The sequence below is a fragment of the Massilia sp. Root335 genome (assembly GCF_001425685.1).
Classification (GTDB): Bacteria; Pseudomonadota; Gammaproteobacteria; order Burkholderiales; family Burkholderiaceae_D; genus Telluria; species Telluria luteola.
This window is the reverse complement of the sequence record NZ_LMCY01000010.1, coordinates 43,342-62,782: the sequence shown is the minus strand read 5'-3', so window position 1 is coordinate 62,782 and position 19,441 is coordinate 43,342. Positions and strand designations below refer to the sequence as shown.

At 69.4% G+C, this 19,441-nt stretch carries 16 protein-coding genes; 7 read left to right on the top strand and 9 right to left on the bottom strand.

The window, feature by feature from the left end; genetic code table 11:
- The first annotated feature begins 16 nt into the window (after nucleotides 1-16).
- The 5 genes from ASC93_RS08000 to ASC93_RS07980 all read left to right on the top strand — a co-directional run bounded on the left by ASC93_RS08000 (nucleotide 17) and on the right by ASC93_RS07980 (nucleotide 5,179).
- On the top strand, nucleotides 17-1,252 hold the full coding sequence (locus ASC93_RS08000) for an ABC transporter permease (RefSeq protein WP_056439846.1): 1,236 nt from the start codon (nucleotides 17-19) through the stop codon (nucleotides 1,250-1,252).
- 24 nt (nucleotides 1,253-1,276) lie between these two features.
- Nucleotides 1,277-2,611 carry a sigma-54 dependent transcriptional regulator gene (locus ASC93_RS07995; RefSeq protein ID WP_056439843.1) on the top strand — a complete coding sequence of 445 codons (1,335 nt, stop codon included), beginning with the start codon at nucleotides 1,277-1,279 and terminating at the stop codon, nucleotides 2,609-2,611.
- Nucleotides 2,608-3,939 (top strand): PAS domain-containing sensor histidine kinase, encoded by a 1,332-nt coding sequence (locus ASC93_RS07990; protein ID WP_056439840.1) that lies wholly within the window; start codon nucleotides 2,608-2,610, stop codon nucleotides 3,937-3,939. Before ASC93_RS07995 ends, ASC93_RS07990 begins: the two co-directional genes overlap by 4 nt.
- Before the next feature lie 101 nt (nucleotides 3,940-4,040).
- On the top strand, nucleotides 4,041-4,409 hold the full coding sequence (locus tag ASC93_RS07985) for an energy transducer TonB (RefSeq protein WP_082547850.1): 369 nt from the start codon (nucleotides 4,041-4,043) through the stop codon (nucleotides 4,407-4,409).
- Nucleotides 4,409-5,179, top strand: a complete 771-nt coding sequence (locus ASC93_RS07980) for a methyltransferase domain-containing protein (protein WP_056439831.1) — start codon at nucleotides 4,409-4,411, stop codon at nucleotides 5,177-5,179. Before ASC93_RS07985 ends, ASC93_RS07980 begins: the two co-directional genes overlap by 1 nt.
- Here the strand turns inward: ASC93_RS07980 and ASC93_RS07975 are convergent.
- From ASC93_RS07975 to ASC93_RS07935, 9 genes are all read right to left on the bottom strand, one after another.
- A complete protein-coding gene (locus tag ASC93_RS07975) occupies nucleotides 5,139-6,203 on the bottom strand; it encodes an MBL fold metallo-hydrolase (protein ID WP_056439828.1) in 1,065 nt (354 codons plus the stop codon). The two genes, ASC93_RS07980 and ASC93_RS07975, sit on opposite strands and share 41 nt — an antisense overlap.
- Nucleotides 6,204-6,467: 264 nt before the next feature.
- Nucleotides 6,468-7,937, bottom strand: coding sequence for a hypothetical protein (locus ASC93_RS07970; protein WP_056439824.1), 1,470 nt, complete (start codon nucleotides 7,935-7,937; stop codon nucleotides 6,468-6,470).
- Nucleotides 7,934-9,919, bottom strand: coding sequence for a DUF4175 family protein (locus tag ASC93_RS07965; protein WP_056439820.1), 1,986 nt, complete (start codon nucleotides 9,917-9,919; stop codon nucleotides 7,934-7,936). The genes ASC93_RS07970 and ASC93_RS07965 overlap by 4 nt, the downstream gene beginning before the upstream one ends.
- Nucleotides 9,903-10,895: a BatA domain-containing protein gene (locus ASC93_RS07960; RefSeq protein WP_056439815.1), complete on the bottom strand. Its 993-nt coding sequence runs from the start codon at nucleotides 10,893-10,895 to the stop codon at nucleotides 9,903-9,905. The genes ASC93_RS07965 and ASC93_RS07960 overlap by 17 nt, the downstream gene beginning before the upstream one ends.
- Nucleotides 10,892-11,779, bottom strand: coding sequence for a DUF58 domain-containing protein (locus tag ASC93_RS07955; RefSeq protein ID WP_056439812.1), 888 nt, complete (start codon nucleotides 11,777-11,779; stop codon nucleotides 10,892-10,894). The genes ASC93_RS07960 and ASC93_RS07955 overlap by 4 nt, the downstream gene beginning before the upstream one ends.
- Nucleotides 11,780-11,782: 3 nt before the next feature.
- Nucleotides 11,783-12,778, bottom strand: a complete 996-nt coding sequence (locus tag ASC93_RS07950) for a MoxR family ATPase (RefSeq protein ID WP_056439809.1) — start codon at nucleotides 12,776-12,778, stop codon at nucleotides 11,783-11,785.
- Between the two features lie 3 nt (nucleotides 12,779-12,781).
- Nucleotides 12,782-13,402, bottom strand: coding sequence for a DUF4159 domain-containing protein (locus ASC93_RS07945; RefSeq protein WP_056439806.1), 621 nt, complete (start codon nucleotides 13,400-13,402; stop codon nucleotides 12,782-12,784).
- Between the two features lie 126 nt (nucleotides 13,403-13,528).
- Entirely contained in the window at nucleotides 13,529-14,866 is a 1,338-nt protein-coding gene (locus ASC93_RS07940) for a TldD/PmbA family protein (protein WP_056439803.1), read from the bottom strand.
- A gap of 18 nt (nucleotides 14,867-14,884) precedes the next feature.
- Nucleotides 14,885-16,522, bottom strand: a complete 1,638-nt coding sequence (locus tag ASC93_RS07935) for a TldD/PmbA family protein (RefSeq protein WP_056439801.1) — start codon at nucleotides 16,520-16,522, stop codon at nucleotides 14,885-14,887.
- A 360-nt stretch (nucleotides 16,523-16,882) separates the two neighbouring features.
- Here ASC93_RS07935 and ASC93_RS07930 point away from each other — a divergent pair, with 360 nt between their 5' ends.
- Entirely contained in the window at nucleotides 16,883-18,424 is a 1,542-nt protein-coding gene (locus ASC93_RS07930; protein WP_056439800.1) for a S1C family serine protease, read from the top strand.
- Nucleotides 18,424-19,341: a hypothetical protein gene (locus ASC93_RS07925; RefSeq protein ID WP_056439793.1), complete on the top strand. Its 918-nt coding sequence runs from the start codon at nucleotides 18,424-18,426 to the stop codon at nucleotides 19,339-19,341. Before ASC93_RS07930 ends, ASC93_RS07925 begins: the two co-directional genes overlap by 1 nt.
- The last annotated feature ends 100 nt before the right edge of the window (nucleotides 19,342-19,441 follow it).

Below are 19,441 nucleotides of genomic sequence, written 5' to 3'. Positions count from 1 at the left end.
AATAAGGAGAACCGCCATGGAAATCCGTCCCATCGTGTCCGCGCTGTTGCGCAACAAGACCGGCCCGATCCTCGTCGCGCTGCAGGTCGCACTGAGCCTGGCGATCCTGTCCAACGCCGCCCACATCGTCAACGAACGCCGCGCCGTCGCCGCGCGTCCGTCCGGCCTGGCCGACGAACATTCGACGTTCTACATCTCGGTGCGCACCCTGTCGAACGACACGCCCGAGCAGCAGCTGGCCACCATCAAGCGCGAGACCGCGCTGCTGCGCGCCGTGCCCGGCGTGGCCTCGGTCGCGCACACGACCCAGATGCCGATGGGCCGCAGCGGCAGCAACACGAGCGTGGCCGTCGACCGCCGCCAGACCCGCGCCAGCGCCATCGCATCGACCTATTTTTCGGGCGATTCGCTCGTCAAGACGTATGGCCTGAAGCTGGTCGAAGGCCGCGACTTCCTGCCCGCGGAACTCGTTGACGTCAACCAGGACACGAGCACCGAGGCGCCGCCGCAGGTCATCGTCACCAAGGCGCTGGCCGAGAAGATGTGGCCGGGCCAGTCCGCGGTCGGCAAGACGATGTTCTTCGGCACCGGCACCGATGCCCAGCCGGCGCAGGTGGTCGGCGTCGTCGAGACGCTGATGAGCACCCAGGCCGAGGTCGGCGAATCCGGCATGTATTCCGTCATCAGCCCGGCGCGCCTGTACGGCGGTGGGCCGGTCGAGCTGTACGCGATCCGCGCCGAGCCGGGCCAGCGCGACCGCGTGATGAAGGAAGTCGAGGAAGCCCTGCGCAAGTCGTCGGCCACGCCGATGATCACGAAAATGAAGACGTCCGACGAAGACCGCAAGGAGCGCTACCGTGCCGACGTCGCGCTGCAGTGGATGCTGATCACGGTGGGCGTGCTGCTCCTCCTGATCACGGCCAGCGGCATCGTCGGCATGGCCAGCCTGTGGGTCACGCAGCGCCGCAAGCAGATCGGCGTGCGCCGCGCGCTGGGCGCGAAGAAGACCGACATCCTGCGCTACTTCATCATGGAGAACTTCATGATCACGAGCGCCGGTGTGTTCGGCGGCGTCGCGCTGGGTCTCGCGTTGAACCAGCTCCTCGTGAGCAAGCTGGAGATGGCGCGCCTGCCGGCCGGCTACCTCGTGTTCGGCGCCCTCGGCTTCTGGCTGCTGGGCGTGCTGGCGGCCTACGGCCCGGCGTGGCGCGCGGCCGGCATTTCGCCGGCGACGGCCACCCGCAGCGTCTGACCCGGCAGTGATATGCTAGCGGGCATGCCTACCGTATTGATCATCGATGACAACGCCGCCGTCGGCATCGCGCTCGACGTCCTGTTCTCGCTGCACGACATCGCCGCGCTGCGTGCCGCCTCGCCCGAGGAGGGCCTCGCCCTTCTCGCGCGCGAGCCGGTCGACCTGGTCATCCAGGACATGAACTTCACGGCCGACACCACGTCGGGCGAGGAAGGCGTGGCGCTGTTCCGGGAGATCCGCGCGCGGCATCCGGACCTGCCCGTGATCCTGCTGACGGCGTGGACGCACCTGGACGCGGCCGTCGACCTGATCAAGGCGGGCGCCGCCGACTATCTGTCCAAGCCGTGGAACGACGACCGCCTGCTGGCGACCGTGACGAACCTGATCGAGCTGGGACAGGCCAACCGCGCCCTGGGCCAGCGCCTGCAGCGCGAACGCCGCGCGCGGCGCGAACTGGAACAGAACTTCGACCTGCGCGGCCTGGTGTGGGCCGACCCGGCCACGGAACGCGTGCTGAGCCTCGCCTGCCAGGTGGCGCGCGCCGACGTGCCGATCCTGATCACGGGGCCGAACGGCACCGGCAAGGAACGCATCGCCGAGATCATCCAGGCCAACTCGATGGTCCGCGACGGCCCGTTCGTCGTGCTGAACTGCGGCGCCCTGCCCTCCGAACTGATCGAAGCGGAACTGTTCGGCGCCGACGCGGGCGCGTACACGGGCGCGTCGAAGGCGCGCGAGGGCAAGTTCGAGGCGGCCGACGGCGGCACGCTGTTCCTCGACGAAATCGGCAACCTGCCGCTGGCCGGGCAGATGAAACTCCTGCGCGTGCTGGAGACGGGCCGCTTCGAGCGCCTCGGTTCCAACCGCGAGCGCCAGGTGCAGGTGCGCGTGATCAGCGCGACGAACGCCGACCTGGGTGCCATGATCCGCGCCGGCACGTTTCGCGAAGATCTGTACTACCGCCTGAACGTCATCGAACTGAAGCTGCCGGCGCTGGCCGCGCGCCCCGGCGACATCCTGCCGCTGGCGCACGGCTTTCTCGCGCGCGGCAAGAACCTGCACCCGGGTGCGGAAGCCGCGCTGCTGGCCCACGCCTGGCCGGGCAATGTGCGCGAGCTGAAAAACGTGATGGCGCGCGCGAACCTGCTGGCCCAGGGCGACACGATCAAGGCGGCCGACCTCGGCCTGCCGCTGCCGGCGGGCGGCATGCCCGATGCGGAGCCGGACCGCGACGCCATCATCCAGGCGCTGGCGCGCGCCGGCGGCGTGATCGCGCAGGCGGCCGCCGAACTCGGGCTGTCGCGCCAGGCGCTGTACCGGCGCATGGAACGGCTGGGTATCGCACGCGCGGCATGAAATTCCGGCTGTCCCTCGTCACGCGCTGGTCGGCCCTCGTCGCCACCTTGCTGGCGGTCGGGATCCTGATCGCGCTGGCGCTCGACCACCTGCTGCCGGGCCGGCCGCTGGCCGTGCTGGGCATCTGCCTGCTGTGCGTCGTCCCCATCTCGATCATCACCCTGCGCTCGCAGATTCAACCGATCCTGTCGCTGTTCCGCGCCCTCGAAGGGACCGTGGCCAGCTACCGCGACGGCGATTTTTCGTTCAGCCTGCACTGGCCGCAGAACGACGAACTGTCGGACCTCATCGCCGCCCACAACGCGCTCGGCGAAGTCCTGCGCGAACAGCGCCTGGACCTCGTGCAGCGCGAACTGCTGCTCGACACGATGGTGCAGAACACGCCCGTCGCCATGCTGCTCGTGACGGAACCGCCCGGCGCGTCCGAGCGCAACGCGCGCGTGATCGTCTACGCCAACGTGGCCGCGCGCCAGCTGCTGTTCGCGGGCCACAAGCTGGAAGGCCACGCGCTGCACGAGGTGCTGGCGCAAACGCCGGCGCTCGTCGAAGCGCTGGCGCGCGGCGGCGACGGCCTGTTCACGGCCGGCGACGGCGAAGAGGAAGAGGTGTATCACCTGGCGCGCCGCAACTTCAGCCTGAACGGCCGCCGCCACGAACTGCTGCTGCTGCGCCAGCTGACGGCCGAACTGCGGCGCCAGGAAGTGCAGACCTGGAAAAAAGTCATCCGCGTCATCAGCCACGAATTGAACAATTCGCTGGCCCCGCTCGCGTCGCTCGCCCATTCCGGCACGGAGCTCGTGCGGCGCGGCCAGACCGAGCGCCTGCCGCAGATCCTGCAAACCATCGGCGAGCGCACGCGCCACCTGGAGAGTTTCATTCTCGGCTATGCCCGTTTCGCCAAGCTGCCGGCGCCCCGCCTCGACACCATTCCCTGGGCCGACGTCGTCGCCGGGCTGGCGGAGCAGGTCGAGTTCCGGATCAAGGGCGACCTGCCCGAATCACCGGCCCGCATCGATCGCGCGCAGATGGAACAGGCCCTGCTCAACCTCCTCAAGAATGCCCACGAATCCGGCTCGCGCCCGGAAGACGTCGAACTGCATGTGCGGCGGGTGCAGGATGTCGTGCGCGTCGACGTGCTCGATCGCGGCAGCGGCATGAACGACGCCGTGCTGACCAACGCCCTGGTCCCGTTCTACTCCACCAAGCGCAGCGGCACGGGCCTGGGCCTGGCGCTGGCGCGCGAAATCGCCGAAGCCCACGGCGGCCGCATCACGCTCGGCAACCGCGACGGCGGCGGCCTGGCCGTCACCCTGATCCTCCCCGCCTGAAGTCGACACTTCGGGGTCAGAGCCCGGTTTTGGGCAATTTCCCGCCGAAGCGCACGATCGTGCGATACTCCGGGTTTCGTCGACTTTGGAGTATTCGAAGGATGATGCGACTTCCCTTGTTTTGCATGACCGCGCTGGCGCTGGCCGGCTGCGTCCAGTCCCCGGCCACGCGCACGGCCGCCGCGCAGCCGCAGCCGCCGCAACAGCAGCAGCCGGGCCAGGACTGCGCGCCTCCCGTCTATCCGCCCGCGGCGCTGCAGGCGCGCATGAGCGGCGTGTCGATGATGGCCTTCCTCGTCGGCAGCGACGGCACCGTGCGCGAATCGCGCCTGCTCAAGTCGAGCGGTTACGCCATCCTCGACCAGGCCGCCGAAGCCGCGCTCCGGCTGTGCCGCTTCAAGCCGGCGCTGAAGAACGGCCACACGGTCGCGGCGTGGCAACCCGTCCAATACGCCTGGTCGCTGCCGTAATGTCGAACGCCAGGGATCCCCGCTTTTCCCGGCCCGGCCACCCGCCGGCCACCATCACCGAATTCGAGGGCGTGCGCTCGCTGCACCTCGGCACCTCGTGGGTGCAGGGCGCGATGCGCCTGGCGCGGCCGGATGCGATCGAGCTCGAATACGTGCAGATGATGATGATGTGGATGCTGTTCCTGCCGGACCCGCGCCGCATCGTGCAGCTGGGCCTCGGCAGCGCCGCGCTGACCAAGTTCTGCCACCAGCGCTTTGCGCAGGCGCGCGTGACGGCCGTCGAACTGAATCCGAACGTGATCGCCATCTGCCGCGAGCATTTCGGCCTGCCGCCCGACGGCGACCGCCTGGACGTGCGCGAGATGGACGCCCTCGACTTCGTGCTGGACCCGGCCAACCACGGCACGGTCGACGTGCTGCAGGTCGACCTGTACGACGAGGAAGCGCGCGGTCCCGTGCTCGACACCCCCGAGTTCTACGCGGCCTGCGCCGCCTGCCTCAAGATCGGGGGCATCATGACCGCCAACGTGTTCGGCGATTTTTCCAACTACGACAAGAACCTGGAGGCGATGGAGGACGCGTTCGACGCCGTCGTCTGGCTGCCCGAGGTCCACGACGCCAACATCGTCGTCATCGCCTTCAAGGACGCGCCGCAGATCGATTTCGCCGTGCTGTACGAGCGCGCCGGCGACATCAAGCGGCGCTACAACCTGCCGGCCAAGAACTGGGTCAACGGGTTGAAGGAGTGGATGCGCGATCACCAGGGCTGAGCGCCGGCGCCGGCGCCGGCATCGCCTCGTGCCACCACGCGCCGCCCTCCTGCGGCTGCAGCAGCGACAGGCGTTCGCCCATCATCGGCGTCGCCACCTGCACGCCGGCCGCGCGCGCGAGGCCGCGGATACGCTCGAACGGTTCGTACCACGGATGCAGCGCCAGGTCGAAGGTGCCGTTATGGACCGGCACCATCCAGCGCCCGCGCAGGTCGAGGTGGGCCTGCAGCGTCTGTTCCGGCAGCATGTGCACTTCCGGCCACATCGTGTTGTACGCGCCGTTCTCGAGGAACGTCACGTCGAACGGGCCAAAGCGCTCGCCGATGGTCCTGAAATCGTCGTGATAGCCCGTGTCGCCGCTGAAGAACAGGCGCAGGCCGCCCGCCTCGATCACCCACGACACCCACAACGTGCGGTCGCCGTCGCGCAGGCCCCGGCCCGAGAAATGCCGCGACGGCGCGGCCGTCAGGCGCATGCCGTCGACTTCCGTCGTCTGCCACCAGTCGAGCTGGCGCACCTGCGCGCGGTCGGCGCCCCAGCCGACGATGCGGTCGCCCACGCCGAGCGGCGCGACGAACAGATCGGTCCTGGGTATCAAGCGCACGATGCTGTCGTGGTCCAGGTGGTCGTAATGGTCGTGCGACAGGATCACGCCGGCGAGCCGCGGCAGCGCCTCGATGCCGATCGGCGGCGCGTGGAAGCGCTTCGGCCCCGCCCATTGCACCGGCGCCGCGCGCTCGGAAAACACGGGGTCCGTGAGCCAGTAGCGGCCATCCAGCTTGAACAGCATGGTCGAATGGCCCAGGCGCCACAGGCTCGCGTCGGGCGCGGACTCGATGTCGGCCGTCGTCAGCGTGCGTACGGGCAGCGCCTGGTCCGGCACCGCCGTCTTCGGCTTCGCGGTCGCGAGCTTCCAGATCAGGGACAGCATCTCGCCGATGCCTTGCCGGCGGCGCGGCACGACGTTGCGGAAACGGCCATCGGGAAGACGGGGCGCGGCGGTGGCGGCAGGAAGTTCGGACATGGCGGTGGCGGTTCATTGGATCGACGATCGATCATCGCACGTTCCGGACAAACGTGCCGGGGTGGCCGGACTTATCGATTCCCCGCAACCGGAACGTCGCCCCCGCGCAGGCGGGCGCCCAAGTTTAATGTGCGTTACGGCGGCGCTGGCTGAAATTGGGTTCCCGCCTGCGCGGGAACGACGGGCGTTAATGCGGAAACGACGGACTTTGTCGCCGGAACGGAGGACTTTATTGCGGGGCGCTGCGCCGTCAGTCACATCGCCCTAGCGCCGCTCCCGCCACCACAGCCCGAGCATCGCCAGCGCGAACGCGACGCCGAACGGCCACACGGGCAGCGGCCGCGCGCCCGCCTTGCGCGCCACCGGCGTGCGCGCCGCGTAGTGCGCGGTCGCGGTGCGGCGCTCGCTGCGCTGCCACAGCGGCCAGTCGCCCGGCGCGTACACATAGATTTGCCCCTCGCTCGCATGCGCCCGCAGGTGCAGCCAGCCGCTGGCCGCCGGCCACACGGCCACGCAGGACGCGTCCACCCGCTCCGGGCGGCGCTGCCAGGACAGCGTCTGCTTCAGCGCCGCCACGGTCACCTCCCCGCTCACACCGCGCGCGCACACGGCCAGGCGCTGATGCGGCAACGGCATCTCGTCCGGCGCCAGCCAGGCGACGTCCGCGCGGCGCTGCACGCGCAGGCGGTCGAATATCCCCTGCCACCACAGCGCCAGCTGGCGCGGCTGCGCGATCGCGTAGCGGTGCCAGTCGCCCACGCCCAGCCAGGCGATGCGGCCGTGCTTCCAGTCGCGCGTCCACAGGCCGTCCGCACCGGACCAGTCGCCGGCGCGCTCCGCGTCCGGATTCAGCCCGGCCGATGCCATCGGCAGCGCCGTCCCGAGCGTCCGGTTGGCCGGCTGCGGCGCCAGCGGCAGGTGCAGGCTGTTCGTCCACACCCCGGCGTCACGGGCGTTCGCGCCCAGCACGAGCAGCGGCGTGCCATCCGCAACGCGCGCCAGCAGCGCGCCGCGGGCGGCGGCGCCGGCCTGTTCGAACCAGGCCGCGTCCACGATTTCCAGGTCCGGCGCCGCCATGTCCGCACGGGCCGTCTCGGCACGTTCGACACCCTTGCCCAGCGCGACCTGCCAGTCGATGACGGCCTGGCTGTGCGCGAGCAGGTCGTCCAGCACGCGCAGGTCGAACGACGGCGCGCCGAACCGGCCGCGCACCCGCAGCGGCGCCGGCGCCGTCACCGTGAACGGCACCGGACCTTCGTCGACGACCTTGCCGGCCGCGTCCAGCAGGCGCGCCTTCAGCACCAGCCGTTCGGCCACGGGCGGCAGCCATTGCACGGAAAGGTCGCCGGCGTCCTTCGCTTCCGCGAGCACCTGGCCGTTCGCCATCGACAGTTGCAGGCGCCCGGGCGCCGCCCACGAGCGGTGCACGGTCAGCGTGAACACGCGGCCCAGCGCGAGCGTGGATGGGAAGTCGAGGCCGATGGCCGGCGTGTCCGGTCGTTGCCAATCGAGCGGCCTGGCCGGCAGATCGTCCCATTCGGCCGCGCGCAGGCCGTCGCCGGACAGGCGCAACGTGCGCACGCCGGCATCGACGGGCACGGTGAATTCGCCGACGGTGCCCGCCAGCGCCACGCCGGCGGCCAGCGCCAGCGCGGCGTCGATCCAGCGCCGGCGCGCGGCATACGCCAGCGCGGCCAGCAGGCCGATGACGGCAGCGGCAACGGCAGTCGTCATCGACCGTCTCCCTTCAACGCCTGCACGAACGGCGTCTCGACGACGGGCCGCGCCTGCAGCAGCACGGGCGCATCCGCCACCCCGCCGCGCAGCCACGCCGCCAACGGGGCGCGCGCGGCCGGCTTGCCGTCGGCCACGTCCTGGATCGCGCGCTGCGCCGCGAGCCGCTGCTCGTCGCCGCCGATGTGCGCGCGTACCCAGTCGTGCGCGGTGCGCGTCCACAGCGCGGGCAGCGGACCGTCCCCGCCGAGCGCTTGCACGAGGCCGCGCACATTCTCCGGCACGATTTCGCCGGCCTCGGACTGGGCGCGTTGGTAGCTGGCGCTGCCCGCCATGTCGCCGCTCATGCGCTTGTCCTCCTTGATCGCCGGCGGGGCGAACGCGGTTTTATGCAGGTAGATGCGTTCCGCCTGCTGCAATTCCTTGATCGCGTCCAGCGCCTTGTACTCGGGCGGCAGCGCCGTCTTCGGCGTGATGGCGCGCAGCGCCTTTTCCGCATCCCACATCGCGGACAGCGCGCGGCGCAGCAGCTTTTTCGTCGCGTCGTCGAACAGGGTTGCGTTCTCGGCCTGGTCGTGCGCATGGCCGAATTCGCGCAGCACGTCGACCTTGCCGCCGTGTGCCCCGTGCCCGTCATGGTCGTCGTCCTTGCCGAACAGCGTGGACTCCTCGCCGAGGAACTGGCCGTAGCGACGGCGCAGCGCGGCCTGGTCGGACGCGATGCCTTCGCTGCGCTCGCGCACCTCGTCCGCTCGCATCTTTTTGCCGCGCAGGTCCGCCACCAGTTGCTCGGTGTCGATGATCACCTGGCGCTGGCTGCGCAGGCTTTCCGGCTTGACGAGCGTGGGCAGCGCCGTCGTCTCGTCGTCCTGCGCCGACGGCGGCGCGGGCAGGCGCAGCGTGTACGTGGGCGACTGCACCATGTGCGGCTTGGCCGCGTTGTCGCCGGCGCGCACAAAGAAATACAGCTCGTCGCCCGGCTCCATGCCGAGCTCCGTCAGCAGCCAGTTCCTGCTCCAGCTGCGCCGGCGCGGATCGCTCGACGCGGGCAGCGGCAGTTCGCGGTCGCTGAAGCGGATGTTCTCGCCGCTGCCGCGCGCCAGGGTCAGGTGCAGGGTCGCCTGGCGGACGCGGTAGTCGTCGGTGACGGTCACCGCGACGGCCGCGTTCTGCGCATCGCGCGGCAGATCCTTCGTCATCCCGTTCGGCTGCGTGACGGCGATTTCCGGTGGCTGGTCCGGGATCACCTTGAGCGTATAGCGCGTGCCGCGCCAGCGCCAGAAGATGGATTCCGTCGCCGTCCAGCGCGCGCATGCTCCGGCCGCGTGCAGCGTCTGGCCGTCACTGAGTTCGATCGTTTCGCCCGCCGCCCGCGGATCGTCGAGGCACCATTCGACGGCCGTCTGTTCCGGCACCTGTACATCCTGCGGGGCGGACGACGACGGCGCCATGCCCGTGTACGCCGGCGGCGCCAGTTTGACGACCAGCCCCGCGTGCGGCGCGGGCGCGGATGCGTGCTTGCCGGCGGCGCGGACCGCGGCGGCTTGCGTGCCGGCCGCATGCGGCAGCACCGCGGCGCTCCACGCCAGCCCGGCCAGTAACAGGTTCGCGCCCAGCCACGGCAGGCCGAGGGAAATGCGTTCCGCGGCGATGGCACGCAGCCGGCGCGGCGTCAGCGCGGCATCGATGCGGGCGATGAGGCGCCGCCGCTGCAGTTGCGCGACGGCCCCTGCCGGTTCCTGCGCCAGCAGCGCGGCGCTGTCTTCCATCTCCGGCACCGCGCCGTCGATCCAGTTCGCCCAGCCGTGCGCCACACGGCGCTGCAGGTGCAGTCCGTCCCAGGCGCAGAACGCGGACCAGGCCAGCAGGCCGGGACCGCCGCGCAGCAGCAGCCACGGCACGGCGCCCACTGTCCACAAGGCGGCCCGGCGCAGCATGGCGGCACGCGCCAGGCGTCGCGCGAGGTCAAGGTCGCCGGGCATGGGTCACGCTCCTTTCCAGGGCAAACAGCACGACGAGCGCGAGGCCCAGCCAGCGGCGCAGCGCGCCGGATGCCGCGTTGGCCGAACCTGCGTCCGGCGCGGCGGCATCCGCAACGAGCACCTGCGCCGGCGCCGTGTACGGCAGCGGCCCCACGTGCAGCCGCTGCCACGCGGCGAACAGGGCGCGCGCGCCGTCCGGATCGCGCGGCGGCCAGCCGTCCGCGTGCCACAGGCGGCCGCGCGGGCTGTCGGCCCAGCGCATGCCGTCGATGTTCGCGGCCCCGGCCAGTTCGGGAAACGCGTCCGCATCCGCTACCCACCACAGCGGCGCACGCAGGCCGGCGGGCGGCGCGTCCGGACGATCCCAGACGATGACGTCCGTGCGCGGCCCCGGCACGGCATCGACGACGACATGCCACGATCCTTCCGCCGCCGCGAACAGCCGGCGCCACGCATCCGGACGCTCGCTGAATACCGCGACGTGCCGCTCGGCCGGCGGTGCCTGCATCGAGGAAGTGCGCAGCAGGACGGCGTGGCGGAAGCGCGGCAGCACGGCCGGCATGACGGCGTCGCCCACGACGAGCAGCCGCGCGCGCGGTGCGAATTCGCGCTCGTGCGCATGCAGCCACGCGGCGAAGTCGCGGTCGGGCAGGTCGATACGCGGCGCATCCTTGAAGGCGGCGGCCTCGCGCGCGACGACGGCGGACGGCGTGCCCGGCACCACGAGCACCGTGTCGCCGCGCCACGCCAGCACGAGGTCGGCCAGCAGCGCGATCAGGGTCACGAGCAGCAGGCAGCGCAGCAGCAACAGGACCACGTCGTGCCAGCGCCACACGCGCTGCTGTTGCGGCCTTGCGTCCGGCAGGAAGCGCGCGGAGGCGAGCGGCGCCGTTTTCGTCTGCGCACGCTTCCGGCGGTGCCACAGGATGGGCAGCAGCACGACCGGCAGCGTCCACCACCAACTCGTCTGGATCATGCCGCCCGCACTCCCGCCACGTGCGCGCGCAGCCAGGCACGCAGGACTTCACCCGGCGCCTGCTCGATGCGCGCCTGGATCAGCGGCACGTCGTGCCGGCGGCACTCCCGCGTCACGGCGTCGAAGTGGCCGGCGCGATTGCGCGCGTAGACGTCGCGGTCGAAACGGTGGACGGCGCCGCCGTGCTCGGGGTCGCGGTACGACGGCGCCGGATCGAACGCGGCATCCGCTTCGGCCTGCGTGTGCAGGCACAGGGCGCGCACGTCGTGGCGCATGCGGCGCAGGCGCAGCAGCGCGTCCGACAGCGCCGACGGCCAGTCGAGGAAATCGCTCGCGGCGCACACGACGCCGGGCGCGCGGCCGAAGCGCAGGCTGGCGCGCAAGGTGTCGGCGCCGGGCAGCACGCCGCCCGCCTCGACGCCGTTCAGGCGCGCCAGCACGCGCTGCAGCTGGCGCGGTCCGCGCGCGGCCGGCAGGAAGTCGGCGCGCTCGCCGTGGCACACGACGAGGCCGAACGCGTCGCCCTGGCGCTGGGCGACGGCGGCCACGCAGGCCAGCAGCACGCGCGCGTACTGCAGCTTCGTCAGCCCGTCGATGGCGCGGCTGGGCTCCGCCATCGACGCCGTCGCATCCAGCACGAGCCAGACGGCCACGTGGCTGTCGCGCTCGGCCTCGCGCACAAAGTACCGGTCGGCACGCGCCAGCAGTTTCCAGTCGACGCGGCGCCACTCGTCGCCGGGCACGTAGGCACGATACTCCGAGAACTCGACGCCGGCGCCGCGCTCCCGTCCCGCGTGGATACCGTGCCCGAGCCCCGCCAGCACATGGCGTACCACGAGGTCGAGGTTCGTCGTGTGCGCGATCAGCGCGGAACCGGCCAGCACGTTTTACCCTGCCTGGACATCGGCGCACAAGGCGGCGAGGATGTCGGCGATGGCGACGCCGTCCGCCTCGGCCTCGAAATTACGCAGCACGCGGTGCGCCAGCACGGGCAGCAACATGGCTTTGACGTCGTCGCGCGTGACGGCGAGGCGGCCGCGCATCAGCGCGCGCGCCTTGGCCGCCAGCACGAGGGCCTGGCCGGCGCGCGGGCCGGCGCCCCAGCCGATATGCTTGCGGATCGCCGCCACGGGCGAGTCGCCCGGCCGCGTCGCGCGTACGAGGCGCGTGGCGTAGCGCAGCATGGCGTCCGAGATCCCGATGTCGCGCACCAGCTGCTGCAGGCGCAGCAGGGTGTCCACGTCGAGCGCCGGGACGGCGTCGGCCAGGCCCGCGTGCGTCGTCGCGCCGACCATCATCATCTCTTCGTCCTCGGTCGGGTAGCCGACGTCGATGCGCAGCAGGAAGCGGTCGAGCTGCGCTTCCGGCAGCGGGTACGTGCCGGCCTGCTCGATCGGGTTCTGCGTGGCCAGCACGAAGAACGGCTGCGGCAGGCGATGCGTCTGGCCGGCGAACGTCACGCTGCGCTCCTGCATCGCTTCCAGCAGCGCGGACTGGGTCTTGGGCGGCGCGCGGTTGATCTCGTCGGCGAGCAGCACCTGCGTGAACACGGGGCCGCGCTGGAAGCGGAACACGCGCTGGCGCGTGGCCGGGTCTTCTTCCAGGATCTCGGTGCCGACGATATCGGACGGCATCAGGTCGGGCGTGAACTGCACGCGCCGGAACTGCATGTCCGTCGCCTGCGCCAGCGACTTCACGAGCAGCGTCTTGCCGAGGCCAGGCACGCCCTCGACGAGCGCATGGCCGCCGCCCAGCAGGCACGTCACGAGCAGGTCGATCACGTCGCGCTGGCCGACGATCACGCGGCCCATGCTCTCCTTGAGCGCGTTCACTTTCGCCACCAGGTCGGCGATCTCGTTCTCAGTCCATGCCGCTTCTGCCACAGCTCATGCTCCCAATGCGTATTGAATGATGTTCACTGCAAAACGGGTGTTGTCGACCGCGAGCCAGCGCTTGTTGCGGAAGTCGTAGTCCCACTCGCAGCCGTAATCCTTGTTCGAGTACAGCATCCCGATGCGGCCGTTCACCTCGATCGCGCGCAGGTATTCGTGCACGAGATCGTCGCCCCAGCCGTTCAGCTCCACGGCCGTGTTGGGCGGGCCGTCGAAGTGGAAAAAGGCGGAATACAGGCGGTGGTCGTTGGGGACTTTATGCAGCGCCTTCGGGCCGAAGATGCGCGCCATCTCGGCCTCGAACGATTTGGCGAACAGGCCGTCGATGTCGTGGTTGCAGTCGTCCACGAACACGAAGCCGCCGCCCTTCACGTAGCGTTCGAAGTTGCGCCGCTCGCCCGGCGTGAACTGCACGAGCTTGTGCCCGGCCAGGTAGCAGAACGGCGCTTCCAGCATCTTCGGGTCCGACAGCGCGACGATGCGCTCGGCCGTGTCCACCCGCAAGGTCGTGTACTCGACGAGCGAGTTCAGGACGTTGCTGGGCATGCGCTGGTCCACGTCCCAATCGCCGGATTCGTAGGTCAGCCGCGTGAAGTAGAAATCGTACGTCGCCATGCGCTCAGCCGATCCTGCGGCCCGTGTTGAAGAAGGTACGGCGTTCCATTCGATGCTCCGATTACACGTGGTCTTGCGTTACGTGGGCTCGGGGAGCCCACCCTGCGTCGACACGTACCGTTCTGATCAAACGGCGTCCGACAGCGACGTGAAGTTGAAATCGCGTACCTTCATCGGCGGAATCAGCATCTGGAACGGCACCTCGTCGCCCGCGATGACGACCGGCTTGCCGATCTCGTCGATGTTGTTGAGCATCGTGACGGGGCTCTCGTTGAAGCGGAAGTTCTTGATCGGATACTTGATCTTGCCGTTCTCGATGTAGAACGTGCCGTCGCGCGTGAGGCCCGTCAGCAGCACGGTCTGCGGGTCGACGGAGCGGATGTACCACGTGCGCGTCACGAGCACGCCCTTCTTGGTATTCGCGATCAGCTCCGCCGTCGACTTGCCGGTACCGGCCATGATGATGTTGCCCGGTGCGGCCGTCGGCTGCACGCCCTTCTTCTTCGCCCAGTACTGCGAGTAGTTCAGGGCGTTGACCTTGCCGTCCTTGATCAGGTCCATGCGCCGGCGCGCGATCAGGTTCCCGGTGTCCCACGGCAGCACGGGCACGTCCGGGTTCCACGGGTCGGCCCAGATGTTCACCTGCTGGTCGAACAGCTTGTCGCCCAGGCGCGAGGCGCCGCCCTTCTTCGACAGGAAGCTGCGGCCTTCGTCCGTCTCGCGCGCGTCGAAGGCGGACAGCATGTAGCCGAGCAGCTCGGACGTGGCGGCCGGTTCCAGGATCACGGTGTAGCGGCCCGGTTCCAGCGCTTTGGCGTCGACCGAACGCAGCGCCTTTTCGATCGCGACGTCGGCCGCTTCGCGCGCGTCGAACTTGTTGGCGTCCGTGGCCGAGCGCTTGACCCAGCCGGAGCCGCGGCCGTCTTCGGTGCGCACGGTGCAGGTGAAATCGAGGCCCGTCTGTTCCTGGTGGCCGAACACGCCGTTCGAGTTGGCCACGCTGGAGAACGACGTGACGTCCGAGAAAAAGCCGGCGGCGACGAGCTTGTTCTTCTTGCAGGCTTCGATCGCATACGCGGCCGTCTGGGCGCGGAATTCCGGATCGATGGCGGCCGTCCTGGCGTTGAAGGTCTGCGACGCCTTGTAGTCCTGCTTGCCGACGGCCGGCATGAATTCCGGATTTTCCGGCGCCAGGCGCGCCAGGTCCTCGGCGCGGCGCACGACTTTTTCCAGCGACTTGTCGTCGAACTCGTTGATGGTGGCGGTGCCCTGGCGTTTGCCGAAGGCGACCGTCACGGCGATGTTCGTGTCGTCCGCCAGGCCGGCCGTGGAGACCTGGTTGCGCGCGAAGCGGATGTTGCCGTTGCGGCTGCCGTCGACGGTAACGATGCATTCGTCCGCCTTCGAGAAGGACAGGACGCGGTCGCAAATGTGCTTGGTTTGTTCCTGGGTCAGGATGGTCATGGTATGGGGTCTCCTGCCTTAGCCGATCTTGCGGGCGGTGTTGATGACGTTGATGCCGTTGAAGCGCGCGGTCGATGAACCGTGCGACACGATGCTGATCTGCGGAGGCTGGCCCTTGCCGTCGAAGAAGGAGCCGCCCATGCGCCAGTCGCGCTCATCGCAGACCGCCGTGCAGGCATTCCAGAAGTCCTGCGTGTTCGACTGGTACGCCACGTCTTCCAGCATGTGGCCGATCTTGCCGTTGTTGATCTCGTAGAACAGCTGGCCGCCGAACTGGAAGTTGTAGCGCTGCTGGTCGATCGAGAACGAGCCGTCGCCCACGATATAGATGCCCTTCTTGATGTCCTTGACCATCTCGTCCGGCGTGAGCTTCTTGCTGCCGGCCTGCAGCGAGACGTTCGGCATGCGCTGGAACTGCACGTTGCTCCAGCTGTCCGCGTACGAGCAGCCGTCCGATTCCGTCTTGCCGATGATGTGCGCCTGGTCGCGCGTGGCCTGGTAGCTGACGAGGATGCCGTCCCTGATGAGGTCCCAGCGCTTGGTCCGGACGCCTTCGTCGTCGTATCCGACGTTGCCCAGCGAGCCCGGGGTCGTCTTGTCGGCGACGATGTTCACGTGCGGCGAACCGTAGTTGAACTTCTTCGATTCCCATTTATCGAGCGTGGCGAAGCTCGTGCCGGCGTAATTGGCCTCGTAGCCCAGCACGCGATCGAGTTCGGTCGGGTGGCCGACGGATTCGTGGATCGTCAGGTACAGGTGTTCGGGCGACAGCATCAGGTCGTACTTGCCCGGCGTGACCGACTTTGCCGCCAGCTTGCGCCTGGCGTCGCGGCCCGCGGCGCGCGCGTCCTCGATGATGTCATAGGACTTCGTGTACAGCGTGGCGACGCCGCCGGCCGCCTTGAGCTTGTGTTCGGGCCTGGCGTCCAGGTATTCGTAACCCATGCCGACCGGCGCCGACAGGCCATTCCGCGAGCGGAACTTGCCGCTGGCCTTGTCGACCGCCGTCGCGGAGAACGGCGCCCACAGGCGCTGGATGTCCTGGTCGATATACGAACCGTCGGTGGACGCGAAGTACTTCTGCTGGTGTACCTGGAACAGCATCGACTGCATGAAGCTCGCGCCGGCGTCCATGCCCGCCTTGTTCGCCGCGATCAGCAGTTCGGCCTTGTCCTTGATGGGCACCGTGCGCCAGTCCCGGACGACCGGGGTCGCCCACGCCACCTCGCCCACGCCCTTCACGGGTGCCAGCCGTACCGGTTCCGACTGCAGCCTGGCGTTCGCCTTCGCGATCGCCACCGCCTGGCGCGCGGCGCCCGCGATGCCGTCCGGCGTCATGTCGTTGGTGGCGGCGAAGCCGTACGCGCCATTGCACACCACGCGCACGCCGACGCCGGCCGATTCCGTGTTCGTCACGTTCTCGACGTTCAGGTCGCGGGTGACGACGTACTGGTTCAAATAGCGGCCGATGCGCACGTCGCAATAACTCGCGCCTGCCTTGGTGGCGGCATTCAGCGCGGTGTCGGCCAGCGCCTTCTTGGCCGCGACGGACATCGAGGTCGACATCTCCTCGGCCGCGATGGCGTTGCCGAACACGGGCACCAGCATGGCGCCGGCGGTGCCGGCACCGATTTTAAGGAAGGTACGGCGTTCCATGGGGTCTCCTGAAATCACACAACATTTTTTTTGACTGCGGACCGGATGGCGGCCCGCTCGTTCTTTTTGACTGCTGCGGTGCGAGGAAAAGCGCAGCCACCTTAGCAGCAAGTTGACGTTTTATACAGGCAATCTTCATGCCATGGACGAGGCCGCGGATTTGGCGGCGTTGCGGCCGTTCGCGGTGTCCGCGGCTGTCCGGCCGGTGTCCGCGAGCGGCGACCGGACACCGCATATATGCATGGCCAACATTACGGAATGGTTACGCGTGACATTTCGTGCATTTTTACAGTTACTCACCGTGTATATTGCGACGGCAACGCTTGCATGTCACATTTCGCATACCGGAATAGGGAATCCATGAAGATCGTCCGCCTCGCCGCGGCCGCCGCGCTCGCGCTGGCCGGCTGCACGCTCCACGCCCAGGAAATCAGCCAGGCCACCGCCCCGCCGACCGCCGCGCCGTCCGTTTCCCCTACCGTCGAGAACTCGGTGGTCAAGATCTTCAGCACGCTGCGTCGTCCGGACCCGTTCAAGCCCTGGACCAAGGCCACGCCGCAGGACATCACCGGATCGGGCGTCGTCATCGAGGGCAAGCGCATCCTGACCAACGCCCACGTGGTCGGCTACGCGAGCCAGGTGCAGGTGCAGGCGAGCCAGGACGGCGACAAGGTCGGCGCCACCGTCGTTGCGATCGCGCGCGGCATGGACCTGGCCCTGCTGAAGCTGGATGACGAATCGTTCTTCGACAAGCACCATCCGGTCAAGCGCGCGAGCGTGCTGCCGGACGTGCGCGAGGCCGTGATGGCGTACGGCTACCCGCTCGGCGGCACGTCGCTGTCCGTCACCAAGGGCATCGTCTCGCGTGTCGAATTCGTCCACTACGGGTACGGCAGCGCGGGCCTGCGCGTGCAGATCGACGCGCCGATCAACCCCGGCAACAGCGGCGGCCCCGTGATCGACGGCGACAAGATGGTCGGCCTCGCGTTCTCGGTGGCGGCGAACGCCCAGAACATCGGCTACGTGATCCCCAACGAGGAAGTGGAACTGTTCCTGCGCGACGTGGCCGACGGCCGCTACGACGGCAAGCCGCTGCTGCTGGACGACGTCCAGACCCTGGAAAATCCGGTCCTGCGCCAATACCTCAAGCTCGACAAGTCGGTCGACGGCGTCGTCGTGCACCGCCCCTACCGCAGCGATGCCGCGTATCCGCTGAAGGAATGGGACGTCATCACGCGCATCGGCGAGTACCCGATCGACGACCAGGGCATGGTCAAGCTGGGCCCGAACCTGCGCGTGCGCTTCCAGTATCGCGTGCAGCAGGTCGCGAAGGACGGCAAGGTGCCGCTGACCATCGTCCGCGACGGCAAGACCATGCAGGTGCAGGTGCCCGTCGGCGGCCCGCGTCCCCTCCTGATCCCGCCGCTGGAAGGCACCTACCCGTCGTACTTCGTGTACGGCCCGATCGTGTTCTCGCGCGCCACGGCCGAATACCTCTCCTTCATCACCGCCAACGCCCATCTGCAGAACGCCTACGGCTTCAACGCCAGCCCGCTCGTCACGCGCCGCGGCGACGAGCCGGACGCGCAGCACGAGGAACTCGTCGTCGTCAGCTCGCCGTTCTTCCCGCACAAGGTCGTCGCCGGCTACAGCAACCGCTTCGGCTCCGTCGTGGAATCCGTCAACGGCGTGCCCGTGCACAGCCTGCGCCACCTGGTCGCCCTGCTGCGCGACCTCAAGGACGACCTGGTCGTGCTGCGCTTCGACCAGCGCATCGGCGAGACGATGGTCTTGCCGCGCAAGGCGATGGTCGACGCGACCGAAGGCATCCTGCAGGACAACGGCATCCGTTCGCAGGGCTCGCCCGACATGATGGCCGTCTGGAACGGCAAGAAGATCTGATGGGGCGCGCGACTTCCTGGCGCAGCGCGGTCCGCGCGGTCGTGGTGGCGGCCTGCGTGCCGGCCCTGTGTCTCGGTGCGGGCGCGTCGCCCCTGCCCACGCCGGCCCAGCTGGCCGCGCTGGCCTTCCCCGGCTGGAGCGACAGCGCGGCCGGGCGCGTGCACAGCGCCACGCTGCCGCCCCTTCCCGGCATGGCGCATGGCATCTACGCCGGCTGGAACACGGGCACGAACCGGGTGCTCGTCGAACCGAAACTGGTGCTGCGCACGGACGCGACGCACGTGACGCTCGTCGCGGGCCTCGTGCCGGCCGGCGACGACGGGCACTCCACCGCCGTCCATGCGACGCCGATGGCGCTGGCGGCCTACCAGTTCGAGCAGCGCCGCGGCACCTGGGGCGTGAGCGCACGCCAGGGCATCTTCGCGCTGCGCGGTTTTTCCGGCGCCGCCGCGGTGCGCGAAGTCGCGCTGGCCGCGCGGCACCCGGCCTTGGCCGTCGAATACGGCAGCTGCTGGCAAGGCTATTGCGGCACCTGGCTCGCCGTGTACGAAGTGGGCCGCGACATGATCCGGCGCGAACCGGCCGTGGAGCTGGCGCTGTCCGGCATCAACGTCGACAGCGCGGCGGATTGCCAGCGCCGCCTGGCGCCGCTCATCAAGCCGCACGCGCAGGATCCGGCCGCGCACGACGATGGCGGCGGGCCGGAGCCGCACGACTGCTACGCGATCGAGGGCAGCTGGACGATCGACGCCACGCACGACCAGCCCGGCGACCTGACCGTCCACTACCAGGGCGCGATCAGCCGCGCCGAGGCGTTCGCTGGGCCGCCGGCCGCGATCGACCAGCGCCAGGTGCTCCGCTACGGCAACGGCAAGTACCGGGCGATTTCCGGCTTCTCGCCGGTGCCGGCGATCTGACGTGCGGCTTTCAATCTGACCCGCGGCTTCAATACCGTCGCCCCTGCGAAGGCAGGGGCCCAAGTTTTTGCGCGGCCACGCACGCGAAATCAGGTTCCCG

Bases quoted from the DNA above. Each gene is read 5' to 3' on its own strand.
- ASC93_RS08000 (WP_056439846.1), top strand. From the start codon at position 17: ATGGAAATCCGTCCCATCGTGTCCGCGCTGTTGCGCAACAAGACCGGC.
- ASC93_RS07995 (WP_056439843.1), top strand. From the start codon at position 1,277: ATGCCTACCGTATTGATCATCGATGACAACGCCGCCGTCGGCATCGCG.
- ASC93_RS07990 (WP_056439840.1), top strand. From the start codon at position 2,608: ATGAAATTCCGGCTGTCCCTCGTCACGCGCTGGTCGGCCCTCGTCGCC.
- ASC93_RS07985 (WP_082547850.1), top strand. From the start codon at position 4,041: ATGATGCGACTTCCCTTGTTTTGCATGACCGCGCTGGCGCTGGCCGGC.
- ASC93_RS07980 (WP_056439831.1), top strand. From the start codon at position 4,409: ATGTCGAACGCCAGGGATCCCCGCTTTTCCCGGCCCGGCCACCCGCCG.
- ASC93_RS07975 (WP_056439828.1), bottom strand. From the start codon at position 6,203: ATGTCCGAACTTCCTGCCGCCACCGCCGCGCCCCGTCTTCCCGATGGC.
- ASC93_RS07970 (WP_056439824.1), bottom strand. From the start codon at position 7,937: ATGACGACTGCCGTTGCCGCTGCCGTCATCGGCCTGCTGGCCGCGCTG.
- ASC93_RS07965 (WP_056439820.1), bottom strand. From the start codon at position 9,919: ATGCCCGGCGACCTTGACCTCGCGCGACGCCTGGCGCGTGCCGCCATG.
- ASC93_RS07960 (WP_056439815.1), bottom strand. From the start codon at position 10,895: ATGATCCAGACGAGTTGGTGGTGGACGCTGCCGGTCGTGCTGCTGCCC.
- ASC93_RS07945 (WP_056439806.1), bottom strand. From the start codon at position 13,402: ATGGCGACGTACGATTTCTACTTCACGCGGCTGACCTACGAATCCGGC.
- ASC93_RS07940 (WP_056439803.1), bottom strand. From the start codon at position 14,866: ATGACCATCCTGACCCAGGAACAAACCAAGCACATTTGCGACCGCGTC.
- ASC93_RS07935 (WP_056439801.1), bottom strand. From the start codon at position 16,522: ATGGAACGCCGTACCTTCCTTAAAATCGGTGCCGGCACCGCCGGCGCC.
- ASC93_RS07930 (WP_056439800.1), top strand. From the start codon at position 16,883: ATGAAGATCGTCCGCCTCGCCGCGGCCGCCGCGCTCGCGCTGGCCGGC.
- ASC93_RS07925 (WP_056439793.1), top strand. From the start codon at position 18,424: ATGGGGCGCGCGACTTCCTGGCGCAGCGCGGTCCGCGCGGTCGTGGTG.